This window comes from Kluyvera sp. STS39-E, from assembly GCF_040932435.1.
In the GTDB taxonomy this organism is placed as follows: Bacteria; Pseudomonadota; Gammaproteobacteria; order Enterobacterales; family Enterobacteriaceae; genus Kluyvera.
Genome location: NZ_JBFQGA010000001.1, coordinates 679,851 through 699,003 on the forward strand (window position 1 = coordinate 679,851; position 19,153 = coordinate 699,003).

Consider the following 19,153-nt stretch of genomic DNA (forward strand, 5'->3'; position numbering starts at 1 on the left):
CAAGTTCTTCGAAGCACTCGCAAGAGGCGTGTTGGTGAGGTGGCCGAGAGGCTGAAGGCGCTCCCCTGCTAAGGGAGTATGCGGTCAAAAGCTGCATCCGGGGTTCGAATCCCCGCCTCACCGCCATTTGCATCCATAGCTCAGCTGGATAGAGTACTCGGCTACGAACCGAGCGGTCGGAGGTTCGAATCCTCCTGGATGCACCATCTTTATCAGTGTTGCGGCATGTTGAGCGACATTGAATCGGCAGTAAAGCAGTAATCCTGATGCATCCATAGCTCAGCTGGATAGAGTACTCGGCTACGAACCGAGCGGTCGGAGGTTCGAATCCTCCTGGATGCACCATCTTTTATTTTATACGGCATTAGCGGTATAGAGTATCAGCAGTAAAGCAGTAATTCTGATGCATCCATAGCTCAGCTGGATAGAGTACTCGGCTACGAACCGAGCGGTCGGAGGTTCGAATCCTCCTGGATGCACCATCTTCTCCGAGATAACAATCCTAATGTTGTTTCATGGTCTACGCGATAACCGCGAGCACCAAGGAGGATAACGTTGCGTAGCAACGGCCCGTAGGGTGAGTCGAAGACGAATCATCCTCCTGGATGCACCATCTTCTTCCCTTGCGTTATCCCTCTTTAATACTCCCGCGTTTTATTCGCACTTTTCTCATTGGCAACTCATTCTTTCCTCTATAATTTATCTCTGTATATGCCCTTATTGTGGTGTTTTGAGAGCAAGGAGAGAAATCCATGAAATGGTTCAAAGCAACGGCTGCTTCTTGTGCAGCGCTTTTGGTCGCTATCTCGCTGTCTGGCTGTGCGGGTTCGTCAACCAAGGAAAGTACCGGTGGCTACATCGACGATACGGTGGTGACTACCAAGGTGAAGACCGCGCTGTTTAGCGACAAACAGATTAAATCTAGCGAAATAAACGTACAGACCTTTAAAGGCCGCGTTCAGCTGAGTGGTTTTGTTTCCTCATCTGCCGATGCGAAGCGTGCGGTAGAAGTAACTCGTCAGGTTCAGGGCGTGCGGGTTGTTGAAAACGACATGAAAATTAAATAATTCTCGAAAGTTACACAGACAAAGGCGCCCGACGGCGCCTTTGTCGTCTCTGCGGCTGTCAGCGACAATGCGACCCTTTTGCGATAAAGTAACTGCATATTATCCGATGGGTGAGAAGACGATGTACGAGCGCTACGCTGGATTGATTTTTGATATGGATGGCACCATCCTTGATACCGAACCGACGCATCGTAAGGCATGGCGGGAAGTGCTGGGTCGATACGGTATGCAGTTCGACGAGCAGGCGATGGTTGCGCTGAACGGCTCTCCAACTTGGCGCATCGCCCAAGCGATCATTGAAAGCCACCAAGCCGACTTAGATCCCCATTTCCTCGCACGTGAAAAAACCGATGCCGTAAAAGCGATGCTGCTGGATTCAGTGACGCCGCTGCCGCTGGTTGAGGTCGTGAAGGAGTGGCACGGTCGTCGTCCTATGGCTGTCGGCACGGGCAGTGAAAGCGCTGTGGCTGAGGCTCTGCTTGCCCATCTGGGGCTTCGTCACTATTTTGCGGCCGTTGTTGCAGCTGATCACGTACAACAGCATAAGCCTGCGCCGGACACTTTTTTACTGTGCGCCAAATTAATCGGCGTGGCACCGGAACGCTGTGTGGTATTTGAAGATGCCGATTTTGGCCTTCAGGCTGCCGCAGCGGCGGGAATGGATGCCGTTGACGTACGCCTGCTGTGAATGAACTTCTGGCGCTGGGGTCGCTGTTTGCAAGCAGCTTCCTCAGTGCGACGCTGCTGCCAGGAAACTCTGAAGCTGTATTGGTTGCCTTGCTCGTTTCCGGGGCCAGTAAACCTTGGCTTTTAGTAGCAATAGCAACAATGGGTAATAGCCTTGGTGGGGCAACTAACGTTATTCTTGGTCGTTTTTTCCCATTACGCAAAACATCGCGTTGGCAGGAAAAGGCAGTCGGCTGGCTACGTCGTTATGGTGCGGCTACGCTACTGTTAAGCTGGATGCCAGTCATTGGCGATTTGCTGTGCCTGTTGGCTGGCTGGATGCGTATTTCCTGGGGACCGGTACTCTTTTTTTTATGCCTTGGTAAAGCGTTACGCTACGTCGTTGTAGCGGCGCTGACGCTCCAGGGCATGACGTGGTGGCACTAATTGGATGGTTGGTGGATTAGTCCCCATCTCCACGATGACAATTATGCTTAATAAAATAAATTCGACAGGCGGGAGGTCAATTTGATCCCGGACGTATCACAGGCGCTGTCCTGGCTGGAACAACATCCTGAAGCTCTTAAAGGGATCCAGCGTGGTCTTGAGCGTGAAACTCTTCGTGTTAATGCAGATGGTTCACTGGCAACCACCGGTCACCCGGAGGCGCTGGGCTCCACGCTGACACATAAATGGATAACTACAGACTTCGCTGAAGCGCTGTTGGAATTTATTACGCCGGTAGATGGCGATATCGACCACATGCTGACGCTGCTGCGCGATGTGCATCGCTACACCGCTCGTCAGCTTGGCGATGAGCGTATGTGGCCGCTGAGTATGCCGTGCTATATCGCTCCGGGTCAGGATATCGAGCTGGCGCAGTACGGCACCTCTAACGTAGGCCGCTTAAAAACGCTGTACCGTGAAGGTTTAAAGAACCGTTACGGTGCGCTGATGCAGACCATTTCTGGCGTTCACTACAATTTCTCGCTGCCGATGGCATTCTGGCAGGCGAAGTGTGGCGTACACGATAAAGAAGCGATTTCAGCGGGCTATTTCCGCCTGATTCGTAACTACTATCGCTTTGGCTGGGTGATCCCGTATCTGTTCGGTGCTTCTCCGGCTATCTGTTCTTCGTTCCTGCAGGGCAAACCGACGACGCTACCGTTTGAAAAAACGGATTGCGGCATGTACTACCTGCCTTACGCAACCTCTCTGCGCCTGAGCGACCTCGGTTATACCAATAAGTCGCAAAGCAATCTCGGAATTACGTTTAACGATCTGCACGAGTATGTGGCAGGATTAAAACGGGCGATCAAAACGCCATCAGAAGAGTATGCGCGCATTGGCGTTGTGAAAGACGGCAAGCATCTGCAGATCAACAGCAACATTTTGCAGATTGAAAACGAGTTGTATGCACCGATTCGTCCGAAACGCGTCACCCGCGACGGTGAAACGCCATCTGATGCGCTGCTGCGCGGCGGTATCGAGTACATCGAAGTCCGTTCGCTCGACATCAATCCGTTCTCACCGGTCGGCGTTGATGAGCAGCAGATTCGCTTCCTAGACCTGTTTATGGTTTGGTGCGTGCTGGCCGATGCGCCGGAAATGAGCAGCGACGAACTGCTGTGTACGCGCACCAACTGGAATCGCGTGATTCTAGAAGGGCGTAAGCCTGGCCTGACGTTAGGTATTGGCTGTGAAACTGCCCAGTTCCCGCTGACCAAAGTCGGTAAAGATCTGTTCCATGATCTTAAACGCGTTGCACAGACGCTGGACGGCATAAACGGCGGCACTGAATACCAAAAAGTCTGTGATGAACTGGTTGCCTGTTTTGATAATCCAGATTTAACCTTCTCCGCTCGGATTCTGCGTTCTATGCTTGATAGTGGAATTGGCGGAACCGGCAAAGCGCTGGCGGAACAGTATCGCAATATGCTGCGTGAAGAGCCGTTAGAGGTGCTGAGCGAAGAGGATTTCGCGAAGGAACGCGATGCGTCGAGAGAACGTCAGCGTCAGATTGAAGAAGCAGATAGTGAGTCATTTGAAGCGCTGCTGGCACGACACGCTTGATCCAAAAGAAAAAGGCCACATCACTGTGGCCAAAATATACATCTCTGAATCAGGGATGATGATAACAAATGCGCGTCTTTCATATACTCAGACGCGCATTGGAGCAAAGAGTTCAGTTTATTTTTAAAATAATCACATTATCCTGAAGCAGAACGCGACGTAGTGCATAAAAGTGATTCTATTCAATGCGTTAATGAGTAGAAAAAATGCAGCGCCCGGGAGCATGAAGGTGATATCGGAGGTTACGAAATGCCGTTGTTAGATAGCTTCACAGTCGATCATACCCGTATGGAAGCCCCAGCCGTTCGCGTGGCGAAGAAAATGAACACTCCGCACGGCGATGCGATCACGGTTTTTGACCTGCGTTTTTGCATACCGAACCAGGAAGTGATGCCGGAAAAAGGTATCCATACTCTGGAGCACCTGTTCGCGGGCTTTATGCGTGACCATCTGAACGGTAACGGCGTTGAAATTATCGACATCTCGCCGATGGGTTGCCGTACCGGCTTCTACATGAGCCTGATTGGCACGCCGGATGAACAGCGCGTGGCAGATGCGTGGAAAGCGGCGATGGCTGATGTGCTGAAGGTGCAGGATCAAAACCAGATCCCAGAACTGAACGTCTACCAGTGCGGCACTTACCAGATGCACTCGCTCAGCGAAGCGCAGGATATTGCCCGTCATATTATTGAGCGCGATGTGCGCATCAACAGCAATGACGAACTGGCATTGCCAAAAGAGACATTGCAGGAACTGCACATCTAGTTTTGTGCATTCAGTAAGCAGATAAAACCCGGAATGCTCCGGGTTTTTTATTGCCCGATCGGTAGGCCTGATAAGCGCAGCGTCATCAGGCTCCATTGCGCACATTGCCGGATGGCGGCGTTGCCTTATCCGGCCTACGTATGGTGCGGATATGTAGGCCTGATAAGCGCAGCGTCATCAGGCTCCATTGTGCACATTGCCGGATGGCGGCGTTGCCTTATCCTGCCTACGGATGGTGCGGATATGTAGGCCTGATAAGCGTAGCGTCATCAGGCTCCATTGTGCACATTGCCGGATGGCGGCGTTGCCTTATCCTGCCTACGGATGGTGCGGATATGTAGGCCTGATAAGCGTAGCGCCATCAGGCGGTCCGGCGCGGTATTCTGATCAAAAAAAAGCCAGCTCGCTTGAGCCGGCTTTTTTGTTAGTGAGCGCCTCCGCCCCCGCCGCCTGCGCCAAACGGCGGTCTGGCGAACCACACCAGTCCCAGCAGCAGCAAGAAGATCCCCGCCGAAACCCAGAAGATTTCGTTGGCTGAGATAATCAACCCCTGACTGGTTATCTGCTGGGCTATCCAGCCAGAAGCCTGCTGTGGGCTCATTCCCATTGCCTGTAGCTGATCGTACATCTGCTGGGCGTTAGGGTTGAACGGTGAAACGGATTCTGTGAGCTGCGCATGGTGCAGCGCTTCACGGTTAGTCCACAGGGTCGTGGTAATCGACGTCCCGATAGAACCTGCCAGCGTACGGGTAAAGTTCGACAAGCTCGATGCGGCCGCCAGACGCTCAGGCGGTAGCCCGGAAAGCGTAATGGTGGTCAACGGCATGAAGAAGCACGCCACGGCAAAGCCCTGGATAAACTGCGGCCACGCTGAAGCCCCGAAGTCCATTCCCGGCTCGAAGGTGTAGGCGCGCCAGTAGAAGCACACGGCATACATAATAAAGCTGAAGGTGACCAGACGACGCATATCCAGCTTATGGGCAAAGCGACCGATAATTGGCGACAGAATGACGGGAATAATCCCCACCGGCGCTGACGCCAGACCTGCCCAGGTTGCGGTATAGCCGTATACCTCCTGCAATAGCTGCGGCAACAGCACTATCGCGCCGAAGTAGAGCATGTAGGCAAGGCTGATACACAAGCAGCCGATGGTGAAGTTTCGCGACTTAAACAACGACAGGTCGACTATCGGGTTATCGTCGGTTAACTCCCAGACTATCAGGAAGCTTAGCGATACCACTGCCACCACGGTCAGGACAATAATCTCGGTGGAGTTAAACCAGTCGAGTTCTTTACCCTGGTCGAGCATGACCTGCAGGCTACCGATGCCCAGTATCAGCAGCGCCAGACCGATGCCGTCAATACGCCGCTGTTCGGTTCGCGTTTCTCGTCCACGCAGACTCTGGATGCTGAGCAGAACCACCAATGCGCCAATCGGCACGTTGATAAAGAAGATCCAGCCCCAGTGATAGTTATCGCTGATAAAGCCGCCAAGAATCGGCCCGCAAATCGGCGCGACGATCACCGTCATCGACCACAGCGCCAACGCGATAGAACGTTTAGCCGGCGGGTAGTTACTGAGCAACAAACTCTGCGAGAGCGGAATGAGCGGCCCGGCGACGATCCCTTGGATGACGCGGAAGAAGATCAGCATGTTAAGGCTGGTGGACATCCCACAGGCCCATGATGCAATGACAAAGGCGACGGTTGACCACAGGAACAGCTTCACTTCACCGACGCGTTTCGCCAGCCAGCCGGTAATCGGGATCGAGATGGCGTTTGCCACCCCGAACGAGGTTATAACCCATGTCCCTTGGCTCAATGAAGAGCCAAGGTTCCCGGCAATCGTGGGGATAGCCACGTTGGCGATGGTGGAGTCCAGCACCTGCATGAATGTCGCAAGGGACAGCGCGATGGTCATAATGACCAGTTGCGCGCCTTCTAGCGGTTTTTGCGGTTGCATTAAACGCACCCCAGCATTAGTTGGCGTTGGCCTGAACGATATTGTTAATCAGCTTATTCACCGGCTCGAGGCTGATTTCACGTGCGTTGCTTTCGTAAACAGGGCTGGTACGGATCTGGTTGGCCAGCATCTGCCCTTCGCGGTTGGAGGTGTCTACTTTAACCAGTGTAGACAAGCCAATACGCAGCGGGTGTTTTGCCAGTTGGTCGGCATCCAGCTCAATACGCACCGGCAGGCGCTGAACGACTTTGATCCAGTTACCGGTGGCGTTCTGCGCTGGCAGCAGCGAGAAGGCGCTACCGGTACCCATATCCAGACCGACCACTTTACCGGTGTACTTGACGTCATCGCCGTAAATATCGCTGACGACGGTCACCGGCTGGCCAATACGCATGTGCGCAAGCTGGGTCTCTTTAAAGTTAGCATCGACCCACAGGTTGCTAGCCGGCACGACGGCCATCAGCGGTGTGGTTGGGCTAATCTGCGCGCCTGGCTGTACGGAACGACGGGAAACGTAGCCGCTCATCGGGCTGACGATTTTGGTTCGTTCCAGCGCAAGCCACGCGTTACGCACATCGGTAGCTGCCTGGCGAACGGTTGGCTGCTCTTCGAGGGTGGTCCCGAGGATCATCGCCTGGTTTGCGTTGTACTGCTGAACCGCCACGTTCAGGGCTGCCTGTGCGCTGGTCACTGCATCTCTTGAGTGCTGCAGTTCTTCGCGACCGATCAGGTTAGCGCTGCCCAGCGGAATACGACGGTTAAGGTCGGTTTGCGCCTGTGACAGGGTCGTTTTGCGGATCTCGATGTTGGCCTGTAGCTGCTTGTTGTTGATCATCAGCTGACGCATCTGACGAACGCTTGATGCCAGCGTGGTCTGTGCTTTTTCAAAGGCCTGTTGGGCGTCGGTCTGGTCAAGGGTCACCAGCACGTCGCCCTGTTTGATGTAGTCGGTGTTATCGGCCCAAACTTTGGTGACGCTGCCGGATACCTGCGACATGATTTGAACCTGATTACCAGCCACGTATGCGTCATCGGTTTCCTCGTAATGACGCAACACTAAAAACCAGTAACTGCCATAGATGATGCCAATAATAACAAAGAGCAAGGTCAGCAAGATGAGGATGCTTTTACGCTTACCTTTCTTGTTGACGGGTTGCTGCGGGGCTTGAGTCTCCGCATTTGCGCTCATGTGATTCTCCACATTCTTATTATTTATATCGGTTTAAGCCGACCTGTTTTACCGTAAAAGGCCAGCAGGGATTATCTGCTGGCCTTTTGTTTTCTTTTTTATCGCGGTGGTATCAACGCAAGGCGTCAAGCACGACACCATCCTCTTCCATCTGATCAAGACGGGTAAGAAGTTTGCGGGTGATATGTTCGAGCTGGTCTTTCTCAGCATGGCTTAATGACGACCAAAGCTGATGCAGGCAGTTATGCTGCGGGGGCAGAACTTCATTCAGGAACTCGCGACCTTTGTCGGTGAGCTGCAGGTGCAGACAGCGGCGGTCATTGTCACTTTCACGACGTTCGATCCAGCCACGCTTTTCCAGTTCATCGGCAATGCGGGTGGCATTGGTGCGCGATGAGCCCAGCGCGCAGCTGAGTTCTGAAGGCTGAATGCTATGATCTTCTTGAGACTCCAGCGTGATTAGCGCCATAAACAACGTCTCGTTAATCCCCTGAGCTTTCAGCATTTTATTGCGATTATCCAGCAGCTTCCCTTGCATGTGCATGCAAAGACGGGTCAGAAGAATTTCTTGGAAAGGAAACTCTTCGCAGCGGCTGGCGCGAAATTTCAGCATTTGTTCAATGGGCGTAAACGAACTATCCATCTGGGCATTACCTCATTAGTTACAGCCGATATAGTAACGAGAGTGACAAATAAAGTAAATGAATTAATTGACGTAATTCATCCAGATGATTTATGGCACTTAGCGGTTTACTCCGCGTCCTGACGATGGTAACCCCGCCACCACACCAACAGATTGGCTACCGACATCAGCGCGCCAACCACGCAAACGCCGGTCCATCCGGCGTGCTGCCATGCCGAAGCCGACATCAGTGAACCAGCGGCGCCGCCGATAAAGTAACTGGTCATATAGCCGGCTGTCAGGCGGTTACGGGCATCGGGCTGGACGCGGTAGATAACCGTTTGGTTGGTGATATGCACGCCTTGGACCATCAGGTCGAGCACTAGAATGCCGATAATAAGCGCCAAGGCCGATGTGTGACCGTACCAGATTGCCCCCCACGACATCAGCAGCAACAGCAGGGACCAAGTGGTTGTCAGGTGCGCTTTGCCCTTGTCTGCAAGCCCACCGACCGGACGTGCACCGAGCGCACCGGCAGCGCCCACTAGACCAAACAGGCCGATGGTGGCTTCGGAATAATGAAACGGCGCGCCGGAGAGTAAGAATGCCATCGACGTCCACAGAATGCTGAAGTTGGCGAAGGTCAGACAGCCGAGCAGCGCGCGAGTGCGCAAAAGTTTTTCACGAGCGAAAAGGTGGAAGATAGACCCAAGCAACTGAACATAGTTGAGATGATTTTCCTGCTTGAGTTTTGGCAGACCGCGCCATAACGCAAAAGCCAGCAACACCATCAGCACGCTGGCGACCCAGAACACGGTACGCCAGCCGCCGAGGGTTGCCAGCAGCCCGGCAACGGTGCGCGCCAGCAAAATTCCAAGTAGCAGACCGCTCATCACCGTGCCAACCACTTTGCCGCGTTTTTCCGGCGAAGCGAGCGTGGCGGCGAGCGGCACCAACAGTTGGGCGACCACGGAGAACAGGCCGGTGAGCGCAGTGCCGAGGATCATCATCGCTAGCGAACTGCTGCTGGCGGTGATGAGCATTCCCCCGGCGGCAAGCAGCGTCATGGTGACGATAAGCCGACGACGTTCAAACATATCGCCGAGTGGCACCAAAAATAGCAGGCCGACCGCATAGCCAAGCTGAGCGGCGGTGACAATAAACCCGGCTTGGCTTGCGCTTAGCGAGAAACTGCGGGCGATGGTTTCCAGCAGCGGCTGCGCGTAGTAGTTACTGGCGACGGCAAGGCCGGTGGCGACGGACATTAAGGCGATTAACGCTGGGCTAAGCCCGTGAGCAGGTTTAGTCATGATGTAGAAATAATAAAGGGAAGATGTAGCAATAATAACGAAAGGCGGGGAGGGGCGGGGAAATGTCGCGTAGCGGAATGTGCTTTCTGCACAATGCCTGATGGCGCTGCGCTTATCCGGCCTACGATATTTTGTAGGCCGGATAAGGCAACGCCGTCATCCGGCAGGGGTTACTTCTGCGCTGCCAGCGCTTCTTTCACCCAGCCATCAAAGACCTGCTGGTGCGCTTTCACCCAGCCATCAACCTGACCCTGCACGTCTGCTTCAGACGCTTTACCGTCATGCATCATCGCATTCTGCGCGTTGATGTCGCTCAGCGGCAGCTTCATGATGGCAAACAGCTTGGCCGCTGCCGGGTTTTTCTCAGCCCAAGCTTTGTTGGCTACGATGTGCATGGTGCTGACCGGGAAGCCGTAGTTCGCGCCGTTAGACAGTTTGGTATCGATATTTTTCTGTACGCCCGGCAGGGAAGAGAACGGCACCTGTAGCCAGACGACATCTTTCCCAGGCTTCAGAACGTCGCTCACCCAGTAAGGCGTCCAAGTGTAGTAAATAACCGGTTTACCTTCTTTAAAGCGGGTGATGGTATCGGCCATCATCGCTGCATAGTTCCCCTGATTGTGCTCGACGGTTTTGGTCAGATCGAAGGCGTTCAACTGGTGATTAACCACCGCCTCGCAGCCCCAACCTGGGTTACAGCCGGTCAGGTCGGCTTTACCGTCGCCGTTGGTGTCGAACAATTTGGCAATCTTCGGATCTTTAAGCTGTGCGATATTGGTGATGTGGTACTGATCGGCGGTTTTTTTGTCAATCAGGTAGCCCTGAGCCGCGCCGTTAACCAGCGTCCCTTCACGGTAGAATTTCTTATCCCCACCCGCGGCTTCATACATATCATCATGCAGCGGGATCCAGTTCACGGCGGTGAAGGTGGCGTCACCGGCAGCCAGTGAGGTATAGGCAACGTTGTAATCAACTTCGTTCGGCTTATCGACGGTATAGCCCAGTTTTTCCAGCGCACGACTGACCAACAGCGTCTGGAAGGTCTCTTCTGAAAGGGTGCTCTGTATCGGTTGGACGGTAATGCCTTTCCCCGGCAGGTCGGCGGCGAAAGCGCCGGTGGAGACCAGAGTGGCGAAAGCAGTAGCATAGACAAATGAGTGTCGCATCGTTGTTCCTTTAATAGTGATTGTTGCGGAGCATTGGCCCGAGCGCGTCGGGCCAATACGATGGTTACTTAGTGAAGGGGCGAAGAACCAGACCCAGAGGGCCGGTGTGGTACCAGCGGCGGTTGCCACGGCTGCGTGAGTCGCGACCAACGGCCTGCGTTAAGCGGTCAAGAATGATAGCGAGGATTACAATTCCCACGCCGCCTACGGTGGCAAGCCCCATATCCAGACGGCCAATACCGCGCAGTACCATCTGACCGAGACCACCGACGGCAATCATCGAGGCGATAACGACCATCGACAGCGCCAGCATCAGCGTCTGGTTGACGCCTGCCATAATGGTTGGCATCGCTAGCGGCAGCTGCACTTTAAACAGCATCTGACGCGGACTGGCGCCGAAGGAGCGCGAAGCCTCAATCAGGTCAGCTGGAACTTGGTTAATCCCCAGAATGGTCAGACGTACAATCGGCGGCAGGGCAAAGATGATGGTTACTACCACGCCTGGAACGTTACCGATACCGAACAGCATGACGATAGGCACCAAGTACACGAACGCTGGCGTCGTCTGCATGGCATCAAGCAGAGGGCGAATAATCTTCGCCGCTCGCGGACTGCGAGCCAGCCAGATGCCAAGCGGCAGACCAATGAGCACGCAGAATAACAATGCGGTGAGCACCAGCGCGAGGGTTACCATCGCCTGCGACCACGCACCAATAGCACCGATAGCAATCAATGAAATCAGGGTGGCCACACCCATGCCTAAGCCGGAAATTTGCCAAGCGATCAGGGCAAATATCAAAATGGCTACCGGGGCTGGCATTCCAAGCAACAGCTGCTGGAATGCGCTGAGGATGTAGTCGATGGGAACGCGGATCCCTTGGAATAGCGGTCGGAAGTGGGTAACCACCCAGTCGATCCCGTTTGTGACCCAACCATCGAGCGGGATCAGCGTCTTATGAAACGGATCCATAATATTGAAGTGTTCCGCCTGCGGCGCGGGCGCGCTGTGCAGCCAATCGGCGCTGCTGCTGGCAGGCGCAGATGAACCCCATGCGTCGGCGGAGTTTGCCGCACTGTCTGCGGCCGGTGTGGTATCCCACGGATTTGCTTGATCAGTCATTGTTTACCCCCTCGCGATCTAATGCCTGTAACAGCATTCTTTTTGAAATAACGCCGACGTACTGCTGTTCTTCTCCAACAACCGGTACGGCGCAGGGGGCGTGGCCCACCTGAGAGAGCAATTCGCTGAGTGGGGTTTGTGCATCAACGGCCACCGGCTCACTAATGAGCGCAGCCTCGATTCCCTGATTCGCCTTCAGCGCGTCTTTGAGTGAATCAATGGAAACGATGCCGACAAATTTATTACCGCGTTCGATGACATAACCGTATTCACGATCATCATCCTGTAATAATTTTAATGCCGAGCGAGGGCCAAATCCTGGCGCTTTTCGGATCAGCGCATCGGGATTACGACGAGCAATATCTTTGGCACTAAATACCTGACTAATATCTACGCCGCGGAAGAAGGTCCGAACATAATCATTAGCTGGGTTATTCAGTATTTCATCTGGCGTACCTACCTGCACCACTTCGCCATTTTGCATAATGGCAATTCTGTCGCCGATTCGCATGGCTTCATCGAGATCGTGGGAAATAAATACGACGGTGCGCTGATGTTTAGCCTGTAATTTGACAAGCTCATCTTGCATCTCGGTACGAATTAATGGGTCGAGCGCCGAGAAGGCTTCATCCATTAATAGAATATCCGGGTTAATGGCCAGAGCACGGGCAAGGCCGACGCGCTGACGCATCCCGCCGGAGAGTTCATCCGGGTAGGCGTGGGCATAATTCTCAAGGCCGACCTGGCGCAACGCATCCAGCGCCTTGGCCTGACGTTCCTGCGCGGGCACGCCGGCGAGGTCCATACCAAAGGCGGTATTATCCAGTACGCTCATATGTGGCATTAGCGCGAACGACTGGAAGACCATCGCAATCTTTTTGCGGCGAACATCGCGAAGTTCGGCGTCGGATATTTTAGCAATATCAACACCGTCAATGAGAACCTGACCGCGAGTGGGTTCAATCAGACGATTGAGAAGGCGTACCATGGTGGATTTGCCTGAGCCGGATAACCCCATGATGACAAATATCTCGCCTTCTTCAATGGCCAGACTGGCGTCTTTTACGCCAAGTGATAACCCTGTTTTATCGAGAATTTGTTCTTTATTTAAACCCTTCTCGATATATTTAAATGCTCGCTGTGGATTCTCGCCAAATATTTTATATAAATTCTTAATTTCTAATTTAACTGCCATGCAATATGAAATTTCCCGTTTTTAGTTTATGTCGATATGCTACCTGATGAAAATAATGACCTGCATATACCCTAGCATACTGAGACGATGTGACAACCCTCAATCCGTTTTCATCTGAAATATTGGACATGGAGGTGATGGTGGAATTTCCCATGATATAAGGGCTGACGGCGAATTGCGGGCGGATAATTTTTTTATAAATTTACATATGAAATTTTGCTGAGAGCTAAGTATTTCTATGAATATTGCTTGGAAATTCAGCTAAATCGTTTGTCAGATATTTGTATGATGATGGTGGATTCTAAAGAAATATCCCGATAAAAAACAGGGTTGCCATTTTTCGGAAATAACGGGGGAAGGGTATTAAAAAATGCGCCCGCAAATGGTGATTATTTGCGGGCGTTGGTGGCTTACATTCTCATGCCGACGGCCAGACGGTTAAAGGCATTCATTAGGCTGATGGCAAAGGTCATATCGCTGATCTGCTCGGCGCTGAAATGTGCCAGCAGCGGCTGATAAACGTGGTCTTCAGCATGCGTTTCGGCTATGTGGGTCAGGTCTTCTGCCCAGCTCAGCGCGGCACGCTCTGCATCGCTGAAGTGATTGCTCACTCGCCAACCGGCCAGCGCATCAAGCTTGGTTTGCTCAACGCCGGATTTGCGCAGCGCCTTGCTGTGCATTTCAAGACAGAATGCGCAGCCATTAATCTGCGAAACGCGTAGATACAGCAGTTCTAACAGCGTGCGCTCCAGCGAACTTTTCTCCAGCGCGATGCTGGCCTGAACCAGCCCTGCATAGACAGTTGGGCTCAGTTCACTATAGGGTTGGCGTAATGCAATCATGGTGTCACTCCTCGTTCAAGATGCGACAAAAATAGCACTATAATGGTCTTAAAAAGATAGCCATATTGAGAGTAAAAAATAAGACCATGAAGGTGAGAAGCGTACCGCGATACCAGCAAATAGCCCGGCAGCTTAAGGCCGCAATTGAGCAAGGGGAATTGACCTCAGGAAGACGTCTGCCTTCCAGCCGGGTCTATGCGCAGGAGCTCGGGGTTTCGAGGGTCACAGTGGAAAATGCCTACGGTGAGCTGGTCGCTCAGGGTTGGCTTGAGCGACGAGGGCAGGCTGGGACGTATGTAAGCGATCACTTAACGCTACAGCCAGTGAGTACCGAACCGCTGGGTTTTGGTGGTGAGCAGTCACAGCCGCAGCCGTTTCAACTGGGGCTTCCCGCGCTGGATCTCTTTCCTCGAGGCCTATGGGCGCGGGTCATGGGTCGCCGGCTACGTACGCAGACGCGTTTGGATCTCGCTCTTGGCGATGTGCGTGGTGAAATGGCGCTGCGCCAAGCGCTGGTGGAGTATCTTCGCCTGTCGCGGAGCATTGAGTGCGAGGCCGAACAGGTGTTTATTACCTCGGGCTATGCCGCGTCGATGAGCCTGATTATGCAATCGCTGGGGGGACGAGGTGAAACGATGTGGGTCGAGGACCCCGGTTTCCCGCTGATTCGCCCGGTGGTGGAACAAGAGGGCGTAACGCTCTTTCCGGTGCCGGTTGACACCGACGGCATGGACGTTGAGTGGGCGATGCAGCATGCGCCCGATGCCCGCTTTGCCTTGTTGACCCCTGCGCATCAAAGCCCGACCGGCGTTGCGCTGTCGCTTCCTCGGCGTCGCCAGCTTCTGGACTGGGCGACTCATCATCAGGCTTGGGTCATCGAAGATGACTATGACAGCGAATTTCGTTACCTCGGCAAACCGCTGCCGCCGTTGAAAAGTTTGGATGCGCCACAGCGGGTGATTTATGCCGGCACGTTCAGTAAATCGTTATTTCCAGCGCTGCGCACGGCCTGGCTGGTGGTGCCTTTGCCGCTGGTGGCGGCATTTCGTCATCAGGCGCAGCGTCTGGCCTGCCCCGTGCCGTTGCTGTGGCAGCAGACGCTGGCGGATTTTATCCGCGAAGGGCATTTCTGGCGGCACCTGAAGCAAATGCGCGTGCACTATGCGCAGCGTCGGCGCTGGCTTGAGCAAGCGCTGGTGGCGCAGGGCTTTCAGGTGGTGGAGCAGCTAGGCGGGATACAACTGCTGGTGGCCGTTGATGGTGACGATCGGGCGATGGCGCAGCAGGCACGCCGCGCCGGGCTGGCAGTACAAGCGGTGAACGACTGGCGTATCACCCATTGCGGTCATGCTGGCCTTATTATGAGCTTTACCAATATCGCTTCGGAAAAAATAGCCCAGCAGCAGGTTGCAGCGTTAAAAGCGGCTATTAAATAAAAGCCCCGGATTATCAGGGATAATCCGGGGCAGACGCGTTTTTATTATCGACATCATTGTGGTTATATTATCGGCGACAGCCCAATAATATGCCAACAAATATCCCCACCGCCGCGGCAGCGCTCACACTTTGCCACGGTTTATCGTGAATATAGCTATCTGCCGTGTCGGCAACATCACGGACGCTTTGCTGTAGGCGGCTGCGTCCATGAATCCTTGCGCGGGTCTCGCTTAGCAATGATTTTGCTTTGCGGCGCGCCTCCTCGACTTCATCTTTATTATCGCTAGCCCAGCTCTTGAGAATACCTTCGAGACTGTCAGCTAATTGGCTGACATCATTATGAATATCCTGCGCCTCTTCATCTGCATCATTGCGGTTAAATGGCTTTATCATTACGGTCTCCCCGAAATTTGATTGAACCTTAAGTGTAGGGCATCCGGCATAAATTGCCGTGAATTAGCTTGTTTCTGGAATTATCTGAAAGCTAGGCGAATACTGATTACGGTAAGGTGGCGATGCAGTAAAAGATGACGAGGATAAAATATGTATTTACGACCTGATGAGGTGGCGCGCGTTCTTGAAAAAGCGGGCTTTACCATGGATGCGGTAACAACAAAAGCTTACGGCTATCGCCGTGGCGAAGATTATGTGTACGTTAACCGGGAAGCGAGAATGGGGCGCACGGCGCTAATCATTCATCCGGTGCTAAAAGAGCGCAGTTTAAAATTTTCCGAGCCGGCTTCCGATATTAAAGCTTGCGATCACTACGAGCAGTTTCCGCTGTACTTGGGTGGCATGGTTGAACAGCATTACGGTATTCCGCATGGCTTTAGTTCACGCATGGCGCTAGAGCGCTTTTTAGATGGACTATTTGGCGAGAGCGCATAAATAAAAGACTGGCTTAGCCAGTCTTTTATATTCGTTAACCTAGGGTAAATCTCACCGCTGTCAGGCTTTCGCCTGCGCATACTGTTCGACACGGAACAGGCGACGACAAAAATCGAGGAAGTAACCATAAGCTGCGCCCATCACCAGTGAGATGACGGCGTTAGAACTGACTGCTGCCGCGATTTGGTGCCAGTCAGCACCGACGCTCAGCAAAATCAGCACGTACACCGGCGACTGGAAGGTAATGTACGCAATCGGGTCTGCCACTCTCTTCATCCAACCCGCCGGGGTAATCCGCGCCGCTTGTCGCATAATAAAGTCGCGATACATTCCGTATGGCCAAGCAATAATAATGTTGACCGGGATGGCAACTAGGCGCGATGAAAGTGACTGTTCAAAGGTCATTCCTGAGAGAAAAATTTCAATCATCATGTTCACGACGGAACAGTAGACCACCATGGCAAAAGTGTCTGCTGCCGCATGACGCAGGCGTGACTGCGCAGAGAACATCGGTATGCTCCTCGAAAAATGAACGGTTAATTCAGAGATAAAACGTGTTTTTTGGCGTTTTGGTTTGCTTTATTTGACGGGTATAGGTTATCCAACTGCAATAAAACAAACAACTAGCGATTAATTTTTATTTAATGCGTTTTCGTCGATAAAATGCTCTGTTTGTGAATGGTTGTTTGGTGTGGCGCTATTTTTGTTTTTGCTGTTGTTTTTTCATATATAAATCATATGGTTGCTTGTCATCTATTAACTGCGAAAAAAGAGGCGAGGGCGTGAGGATTTCTACTGAACGGGGAGGGTGGTGTTTTTGTTGTGATTTGAATCACGTTTGGCTTTTTTGTCCGAGATTTTGCCAGTTTATTGGAATTTAATTCTGATTTGTTTCATTTGAAATTATGCGTTATTTCTGGGTAATCATTCACTATGAGGACCAGAAGGAACGGAATTTTGCGGTGAGCTGCGCCCACCGCTGGAAAAATCAGCAGACGCCGAAATCACCCTCTTCTTTATACGGTGCAACGTCGCTGTTCTTTAAGGTGTACTGCTTGCCGCTTTCATCGCTGGCTTGCACGGCCACAATGCTCTCTTCGTGCGCTTCAATAACCTTTAATTTTGGTCCGCCCATTTTGGATTGAACGAGATCGCCAGGTGTAAACATCACGGTGCTCCTTTGTTATTCACTGTCATTAATACACGCGTCAGCGATGGCCTACGCGAGAAGTCATTAGCGCCGGTTCCATGGCATCACGGCAAGCAGCCGCGCCATACCGCAAAAACCGGTCACGCCAGCAAAGGTTAATCCTGCACCTACAAATGCGCTTAACAAGAAGAAAGCACTTGAGATGCCGTAACCGAGAACGACGCCCAGTAAAATTAGCACGCCTGCAGCAATCTGTACCTGGCGCATTAGAGGTAAGGGCTGCGATTTGTCCTCCACCGTTGCAAGACCCGCCTGCCGCCAAGCGTCTATTCCGCCTTCGACAATTTTCACCTGCGCGGGCGCTGCAGCGGTAATCAGCCGGGATAAATTATTGCGCGTTCGGTTGCCTGACTGGCAGTGAAAAATCACCACATCGTTGGCGGTTGTTTGCAATGTTGTCCCTTGTTCCAGTGAAGCGAGTGGGTACAACTGGGCAGCGGGGATGTGCTCGCGTGCGTATTCATCGGCATCGCGAATATCGATAAGGCGGGCGCCCTGCTCAATCAGCACAAGCGCCGTGGCAGGCGAGATGTTTTCTGCGGTCATTAGGTTTCTCTCAAGGGCAGTCGGTTTTTTATGGTGGCGACTGCCTACTTTACCCTGTCATTTTTAATGACGCTAATTAACCGGCGGTTGGGCGTGCAGGATCCGACTTGCTTCGTCAGGGGTCAGCGGATAATCAAAGAAGCGGCGATAAAATTCCTGTGTCACCTTCACCATTTCGACGCCGGGGAAGTCCTCTGGGTGCAGCAGCTGTGCTGCCCACTGGATCTGCAATGCGCTTTCGGTGCCGTAGCGATCCCATGGGAAGACGCCCGCAGGGTTTTGCACCACCTTGCCATTTTTTACCGCGTTGAGACCGGAAAATAACTGCGCATACGGCGAGTCCGCAAGCGTGCCGCAGTTGGCGCCTAAGATAATGATATCTGGCTGCCAGGCTAGTACCCGCTCTGGTGATACCTCTTTCATATTGCCTTTAATCTCGGCCGCTGCGTTTTTGCCGCCGGCGAGGGTTATCCAGGTGTCAATCAGCGTCTGGCTACCGTCGACCTTCAGCGGTTTTAGCGATTGAATGTGCAGTACGCTGGGGCGTTGCACGGCGGTTAGCCGCTGTGTTTTCTGCAAGACGGCGTCCAGCGTCGTTTGCAAATAGTGGTTATAGTCTTTCGCGCGTGCGCGTGCATCCGTGGTGCCCAGCGTTTCAGCTGTCGTGGTGACGGATTTCATCAACGTCGGATAATCGGTAAAGGCCATTTCAAGCGTCGGCAAACCGGCCTGACGGTAGCTCTGCGCTTTATCGTTGCCCTTTGAGGTAAACACCACATCTACCCGTCTTGCGAGCAAACTTTCTGGGTTGAAGGCGGTTCCGCGAACCTGTAGCGCCTGATTTAAGGTCGGGGCAATTTTAAACATCCACGGCTGGCTCTGCGGATGGTTGACGGTGGCGACAATTTTATTGCCCGCACCCAGCGTCATCAGCACCGAATGGTGCGCAAACCAACCGTCGGCGATGGCGTTCACTTGGTCGGGAACGGTAACGGTATGGCCGGCATCATCCACCACCTGGCGCGCGGCCAGGGTGGGGAAGGCCAGCCATGCGCATAACAACCACGCATGGCGACGTTTCATCGATAAGTTTC

At 53.1% G+C, this 19,153-nt stretch carries 20 protein-coding genes and 4 tRNA genes; 11 read left to right on the top strand and 13 right to left on the bottom strand.

Going from position 1 to position 19,153, the window contains the following annotated elements; translation table 11 throughout:
- Positions 1-33: 33 nt before the first annotated feature.
- The 9 genes from AB4K05_RS03245 to luxS all read left to right on the top strand — a co-directional run bounded on the left by AB4K05_RS03245 (position 34) and on the right by luxS (position 4,571).
- Positions 34-126: transfer RNA gene (locus AB4K05_RS03245), tRNA-Ser, on the top strand.
- A 3-nt stretch (positions 127-129) separates the two neighbouring features.
- Positions 130-206: transfer RNA gene (locus tag AB4K05_RS03250), tRNA-Arg, on the top strand.
- A 62-nt stretch (positions 207-268) separates the two neighbouring features.
- Positions 269-345 (top strand) — tRNA-Arg (locus tag AB4K05_RS03255).
- Positions 346-405: 60 nt separating this feature from the next.
- Positions 406-482 (top strand) — tRNA-Arg (locus AB4K05_RS03260).
- Between the two features lie 270 nt (positions 483-752).
- A complete protein-coding gene (locus AB4K05_RS03265) occupies positions 753-1,067 on the top strand; it encodes a BON domain-containing protein (RefSeq protein WP_368478573.1) in 315 nt (104 codons plus the stop codon).
- Between the two features lie 121 nt (positions 1,068-1,188).
- Positions 1,189-1,755: a fructose-1-phosphate/6-phosphogluconate phosphatase gene (gene yqaB, locus AB4K05_RS03270; RefSeq protein ID WP_368478642.1), complete on the top strand. Its 567-nt coding sequence runs from the start codon at positions 1,189-1,191 to the stop codon at positions 1,753-1,755.
- Positions 1,752-2,180 carry a YqaA family protein gene (locus AB4K05_RS03275; protein ID WP_368478574.1) on the top strand — a complete coding sequence of 143 codons (429 nt, stop codon included), beginning with the start codon at positions 1,752-1,754 and terminating at the stop codon, positions 2,178-2,180. The genes yqaB and AB4K05_RS03275 overlap by 4 nt, the downstream gene beginning before the upstream one ends.
- Before the next feature lie 81 nt (positions 2,181-2,261).
- Positions 2,262-3,806: a glutamate--cysteine ligase gene (gene gshA, locus AB4K05_RS03280; protein WP_368478575.1), complete on the top strand. Its 1,545-nt coding sequence runs from the start codon at positions 2,262-2,264 to the stop codon at positions 3,804-3,806.
- A gap of 249 nt (positions 3,807-4,055) precedes the next feature.
- Positions 4,056-4,571, top strand: coding sequence for an S-ribosylhomocysteine lyase (gene luxS, locus AB4K05_RS03285; protein ID WP_368478576.1), 516 nt, complete (start codon positions 4,056-4,058; stop codon positions 4,569-4,571).
- Positions 4,572-4,995: 424 nt separating this feature from the next.
- On the opposite strand, the gene emrB is transcribed toward luxS, so the two are convergent.
- The 8 genes from emrB to AB4K05_RS03325 all read right to left on the bottom strand — a co-directional run bounded on the left by emrB (position 4,996) and on the right by AB4K05_RS03325 (position 13,978).
- Positions 4,996-6,534 (bottom strand): multidrug efflux MFS transporter permease subunit EmrB, encoded by a 1,539-nt coding sequence (gene emrB, locus AB4K05_RS03290; RefSeq protein WP_368478577.1) that lies wholly within the window; start codon positions 6,532-6,534, stop codon positions 4,996-4,998.
- A gap of 16 nt (positions 6,535-6,550) precedes the next feature.
- A complete protein-coding gene (emrA, locus tag AB4K05_RS03295) occupies positions 6,551-7,723 on the bottom strand; it encodes a multidrug efflux MFS transporter periplasmic adaptor subunit EmrA (protein WP_368478578.1) in 1,173 nt (390 codons plus the stop codon).
- Positions 7,724-7,835: 112 nt separating this feature from the next.
- Positions 7,836-8,366, bottom strand: coding sequence for a transcriptional repressor MprA (gene mprA, locus AB4K05_RS03300; RefSeq protein ID WP_368478579.1), 531 nt, complete (start codon positions 8,364-8,366; stop codon positions 7,836-7,838).
- 107 nt (positions 8,367-8,473) lie between these two features.
- Positions 8,474-9,655: an MFS transporter gene (locus tag AB4K05_RS03305; protein ID WP_368478580.1), complete on the bottom strand. Its 1,182-nt coding sequence runs from the start codon at positions 9,653-9,655 to the stop codon at positions 8,474-8,476.
- 170 nt (positions 9,656-9,825) lie between these two features.
- Complete coding sequence (proX, locus tag AB4K05_RS03310; protein WP_368478581.1) at positions 9,826-10,821, bottom strand: glycine betaine/L-proline ABC transporter substrate-binding protein ProX; 996 nt, start codon at positions 10,819-10,821, stop codon at positions 9,826-9,828.
- 64 nt (positions 10,822-10,885) lie between these two features.
- Complete coding sequence (gene proW / locus AB4K05_RS03315; protein ID WP_368478582.1) at positions 10,886-11,941, bottom strand: glycine betaine/L-proline ABC transporter permease ProW; 1,056 nt, start codon at positions 11,939-11,941, stop codon at positions 10,886-10,888.
- Complete coding sequence (gene proV, locus AB4K05_RS03320; RefSeq protein WP_368478583.1) at positions 11,934-13,136, bottom strand: glycine betaine/L-proline ABC transporter ATP-binding protein ProV; 1,203 nt, start codon at positions 13,134-13,136, stop codon at positions 11,934-11,936. Before proV ends, proW begins: the two co-directional genes overlap by 8 nt.
- Positions 13,137-13,546: 410 nt before the next feature.
- Positions 13,547-13,978: a carboxymuconolactone decarboxylase family protein gene (locus tag AB4K05_RS03325; RefSeq protein WP_368478584.1), complete on the bottom strand. Its 432-nt coding sequence runs from the start codon at positions 13,976-13,978 to the stop codon at positions 13,547-13,549.
- 86 nt (positions 13,979-14,064) lie between these two features.
- On the opposite strand from AB4K05_RS03325, the gene AB4K05_RS03330 reads away from it, so the two are divergent.
- A complete protein-coding gene (locus AB4K05_RS03330; protein ID WP_368478585.1) occupies positions 14,065-15,414 on the top strand; it encodes a PLP-dependent aminotransferase family protein in 1,350 nt (449 codons plus the stop codon).
- A gap of 67 nt (positions 15,415-15,481) precedes the next feature.
- Here AB4K05_RS03330 and AB4K05_RS03335 read toward each other — a convergent pair whose 3' ends face one another.
- The gene (locus AB4K05_RS03335; protein ID WP_368478586.1) at positions 15,482-15,808 is read right to left on the bottom strand and encodes a DUF883 family protein; all 327 of its coding nucleotides are present in this window, start codon (positions 15,806-15,808) and stop codon (positions 15,482-15,484) included.
- Between the two features lie 150 nt (positions 15,809-15,958).
- Here AB4K05_RS03335 and AB4K05_RS03340 point away from each other — a divergent pair, with 150 nt between their 5' ends.
- Positions 15,959-16,303 carry a DUF2002 family protein gene (locus AB4K05_RS03340; RefSeq protein WP_368478587.1) on the top strand — a complete coding sequence of 115 codons (345 nt, stop codon included), beginning with the start codon at positions 15,959-15,961 and terminating at the stop codon, positions 16,301-16,303.
- A gap of 60 nt (positions 16,304-16,363) precedes the next feature.
- On the opposite strand, the gene AB4K05_RS03345 is transcribed toward AB4K05_RS03340, so the two are convergent.
- The 4 genes from AB4K05_RS03345 to AB4K05_RS03360 form a co-directional block, all read right to left on the bottom strand.
- On the bottom strand, positions 16,364-16,813 hold the full coding sequence (locus AB4K05_RS03345) for an L-alanine exporter AlaE (protein ID WP_368478588.1): 450 nt from the start codon (positions 16,811-16,813) through the stop codon (positions 16,364-16,366).
- Positions 16,814-17,291: 478 nt separating this feature from the next.
- Positions 17,292-17,471: a hypothetical protein gene (locus AB4K05_RS03350; RefSeq protein WP_368478643.1), complete on the bottom strand. Its 180-nt coding sequence runs from the start codon at positions 17,469-17,471 to the stop codon at positions 17,292-17,294.
- 66 nt (positions 17,472-17,537) lie between these two features.
- Positions 17,538-18,059 carry a rhodanese family protein gene (locus AB4K05_RS03355; protein ID WP_368478589.1) on the bottom strand — a complete coding sequence of 174 codons (522 nt, stop codon included), beginning with the start codon at positions 18,057-18,059 and terminating at the stop codon, positions 17,538-17,540.
- A gap of 72 nt (positions 18,060-18,131) precedes the next feature.
- On the bottom strand, positions 18,132-19,142 hold the full coding sequence (locus tag AB4K05_RS03360) for an ABC transporter substrate-binding protein (protein ID WP_368478590.1): 1,011 nt from the start codon (positions 19,140-19,142) through the stop codon (positions 18,132-18,134).
- Positions 19,143-19,153 lie beyond the last annotated feature (11 nt).

What these genes read in the sequence shown, in the direction of transcription:
- AB4K05_RS03360 (WP_368478590.1), bottom strand. Translation starts at nt 19,142, where the DNA reads ATGAAACGTCGCCATGCGTGGTTGTTATGCGCATGGCTGGCCTTCCCC.
- emrB (WP_368478577.1), bottom strand. Translation starts at nt 6,534, where the DNA reads ATGCAACCGCAAAAACCGCTAGAAGGCGCGCAACTGGTCATTATGACC.
- AB4K05_RS03350 (WP_368478643.1), bottom strand. Translation starts at nt 17,471, where the DNA reads ATGTTTACACCTGGCGATCTCGTTCAATCCAAAATGGGCGGACCAAAA.
- AB4K05_RS03305 (WP_368478580.1), bottom strand. Translation starts at nt 9,655, where the DNA reads ATGACTAAACCTGCTCACGGGCTTAGCCCAGCGTTAATCGCCTTAATG.
- proX (WP_368478581.1), bottom strand. Translation starts at nt 10,821, where the DNA reads ATGCGACACTCATTTGTCTATGCTACTGCTTTCGCCACTCTGGTCTCC.
- proW (WP_368478582.1), bottom strand. Translation starts at nt 11,941, where the DNA reads ATGACTGATCAAGCAAATCCGTGGGATACCACACCGGCCGCAGACAGT.
- AB4K05_RS03340 (WP_368478587.1), top strand. Translation starts at nt 15,959, where the DNA reads ATGTATTTACGACCTGATGAGGTGGCGCGCGTTCTTGAAAAAGCGGGC.
- AB4K05_RS03345 (WP_368478588.1), bottom strand. Translation starts at nt 16,813, where the DNA reads ATGTTCTCTGCGCAGTCACGCCTGCGTCATGCGGCAGCAGACACTTTT.
- AB4K05_RS03265 (WP_368478573.1), top strand. Translation starts at nt 753, where the DNA reads ATGAAATGGTTCAAAGCAACGGCTGCTTCTTGTGCAGCGCTTTTGGTC.
- luxS (WP_368478576.1), top strand. Translation starts at nt 4,056, where the DNA reads ATGCCGTTGTTAGATAGCTTCACAGTCGATCATACCCGTATGGAAGCC.
- AB4K05_RS03325 (WP_368478584.1), bottom strand. Translation starts at nt 13,978, where the DNA reads ATGATTGCATTACGCCAACCCTATAGTGAACTGAGCCCAACTGTCTAT.
- AB4K05_RS03335 (WP_368478586.1), bottom strand. Translation starts at nt 15,808, where the DNA reads ATGATAAAGCCATTTAACCGCAATGATGCAGATGAAGAGGCGCAGGAT.
- emrA (WP_368478578.1), bottom strand. Translation starts at nt 7,723, where the DNA reads ATGAGCGCAAATGCGGAGACTCAAGCCCCGCAGCAACCCGTCAACAAG.
- mprA (WP_368478579.1), bottom strand. Translation starts at nt 8,366, where the DNA reads ATGGATAGTTCGTTTACGCCCATTGAACAAATGCTGAAATTTCGCGCC.
- AB4K05_RS03355 (WP_368478589.1), bottom strand. Translation starts at nt 18,059, where the DNA reads ATGACCGCAGAAAACATCTCGCCTGCCACGGCGCTTGTGCTGATTGAG.
- yqaB (WP_368478642.1), top strand. Translation starts at nt 1,189, where the DNA reads ATGTACGAGCGCTACGCTGGATTGATTTTTGATATGGATGGCACCATC.
- proV (WP_368478583.1), bottom strand. Translation starts at nt 13,136, where the DNA reads ATGGCAGTTAAATTAGAAATTAAGAATTTATATAAAATATTTGGCGAG.
- AB4K05_RS03330 (WP_368478585.1), top strand. Translation starts at nt 14,065, where the DNA reads ATGAAGGTGAGAAGCGTACCGCGATACCAGCAAATAGCCCGGCAGCTT.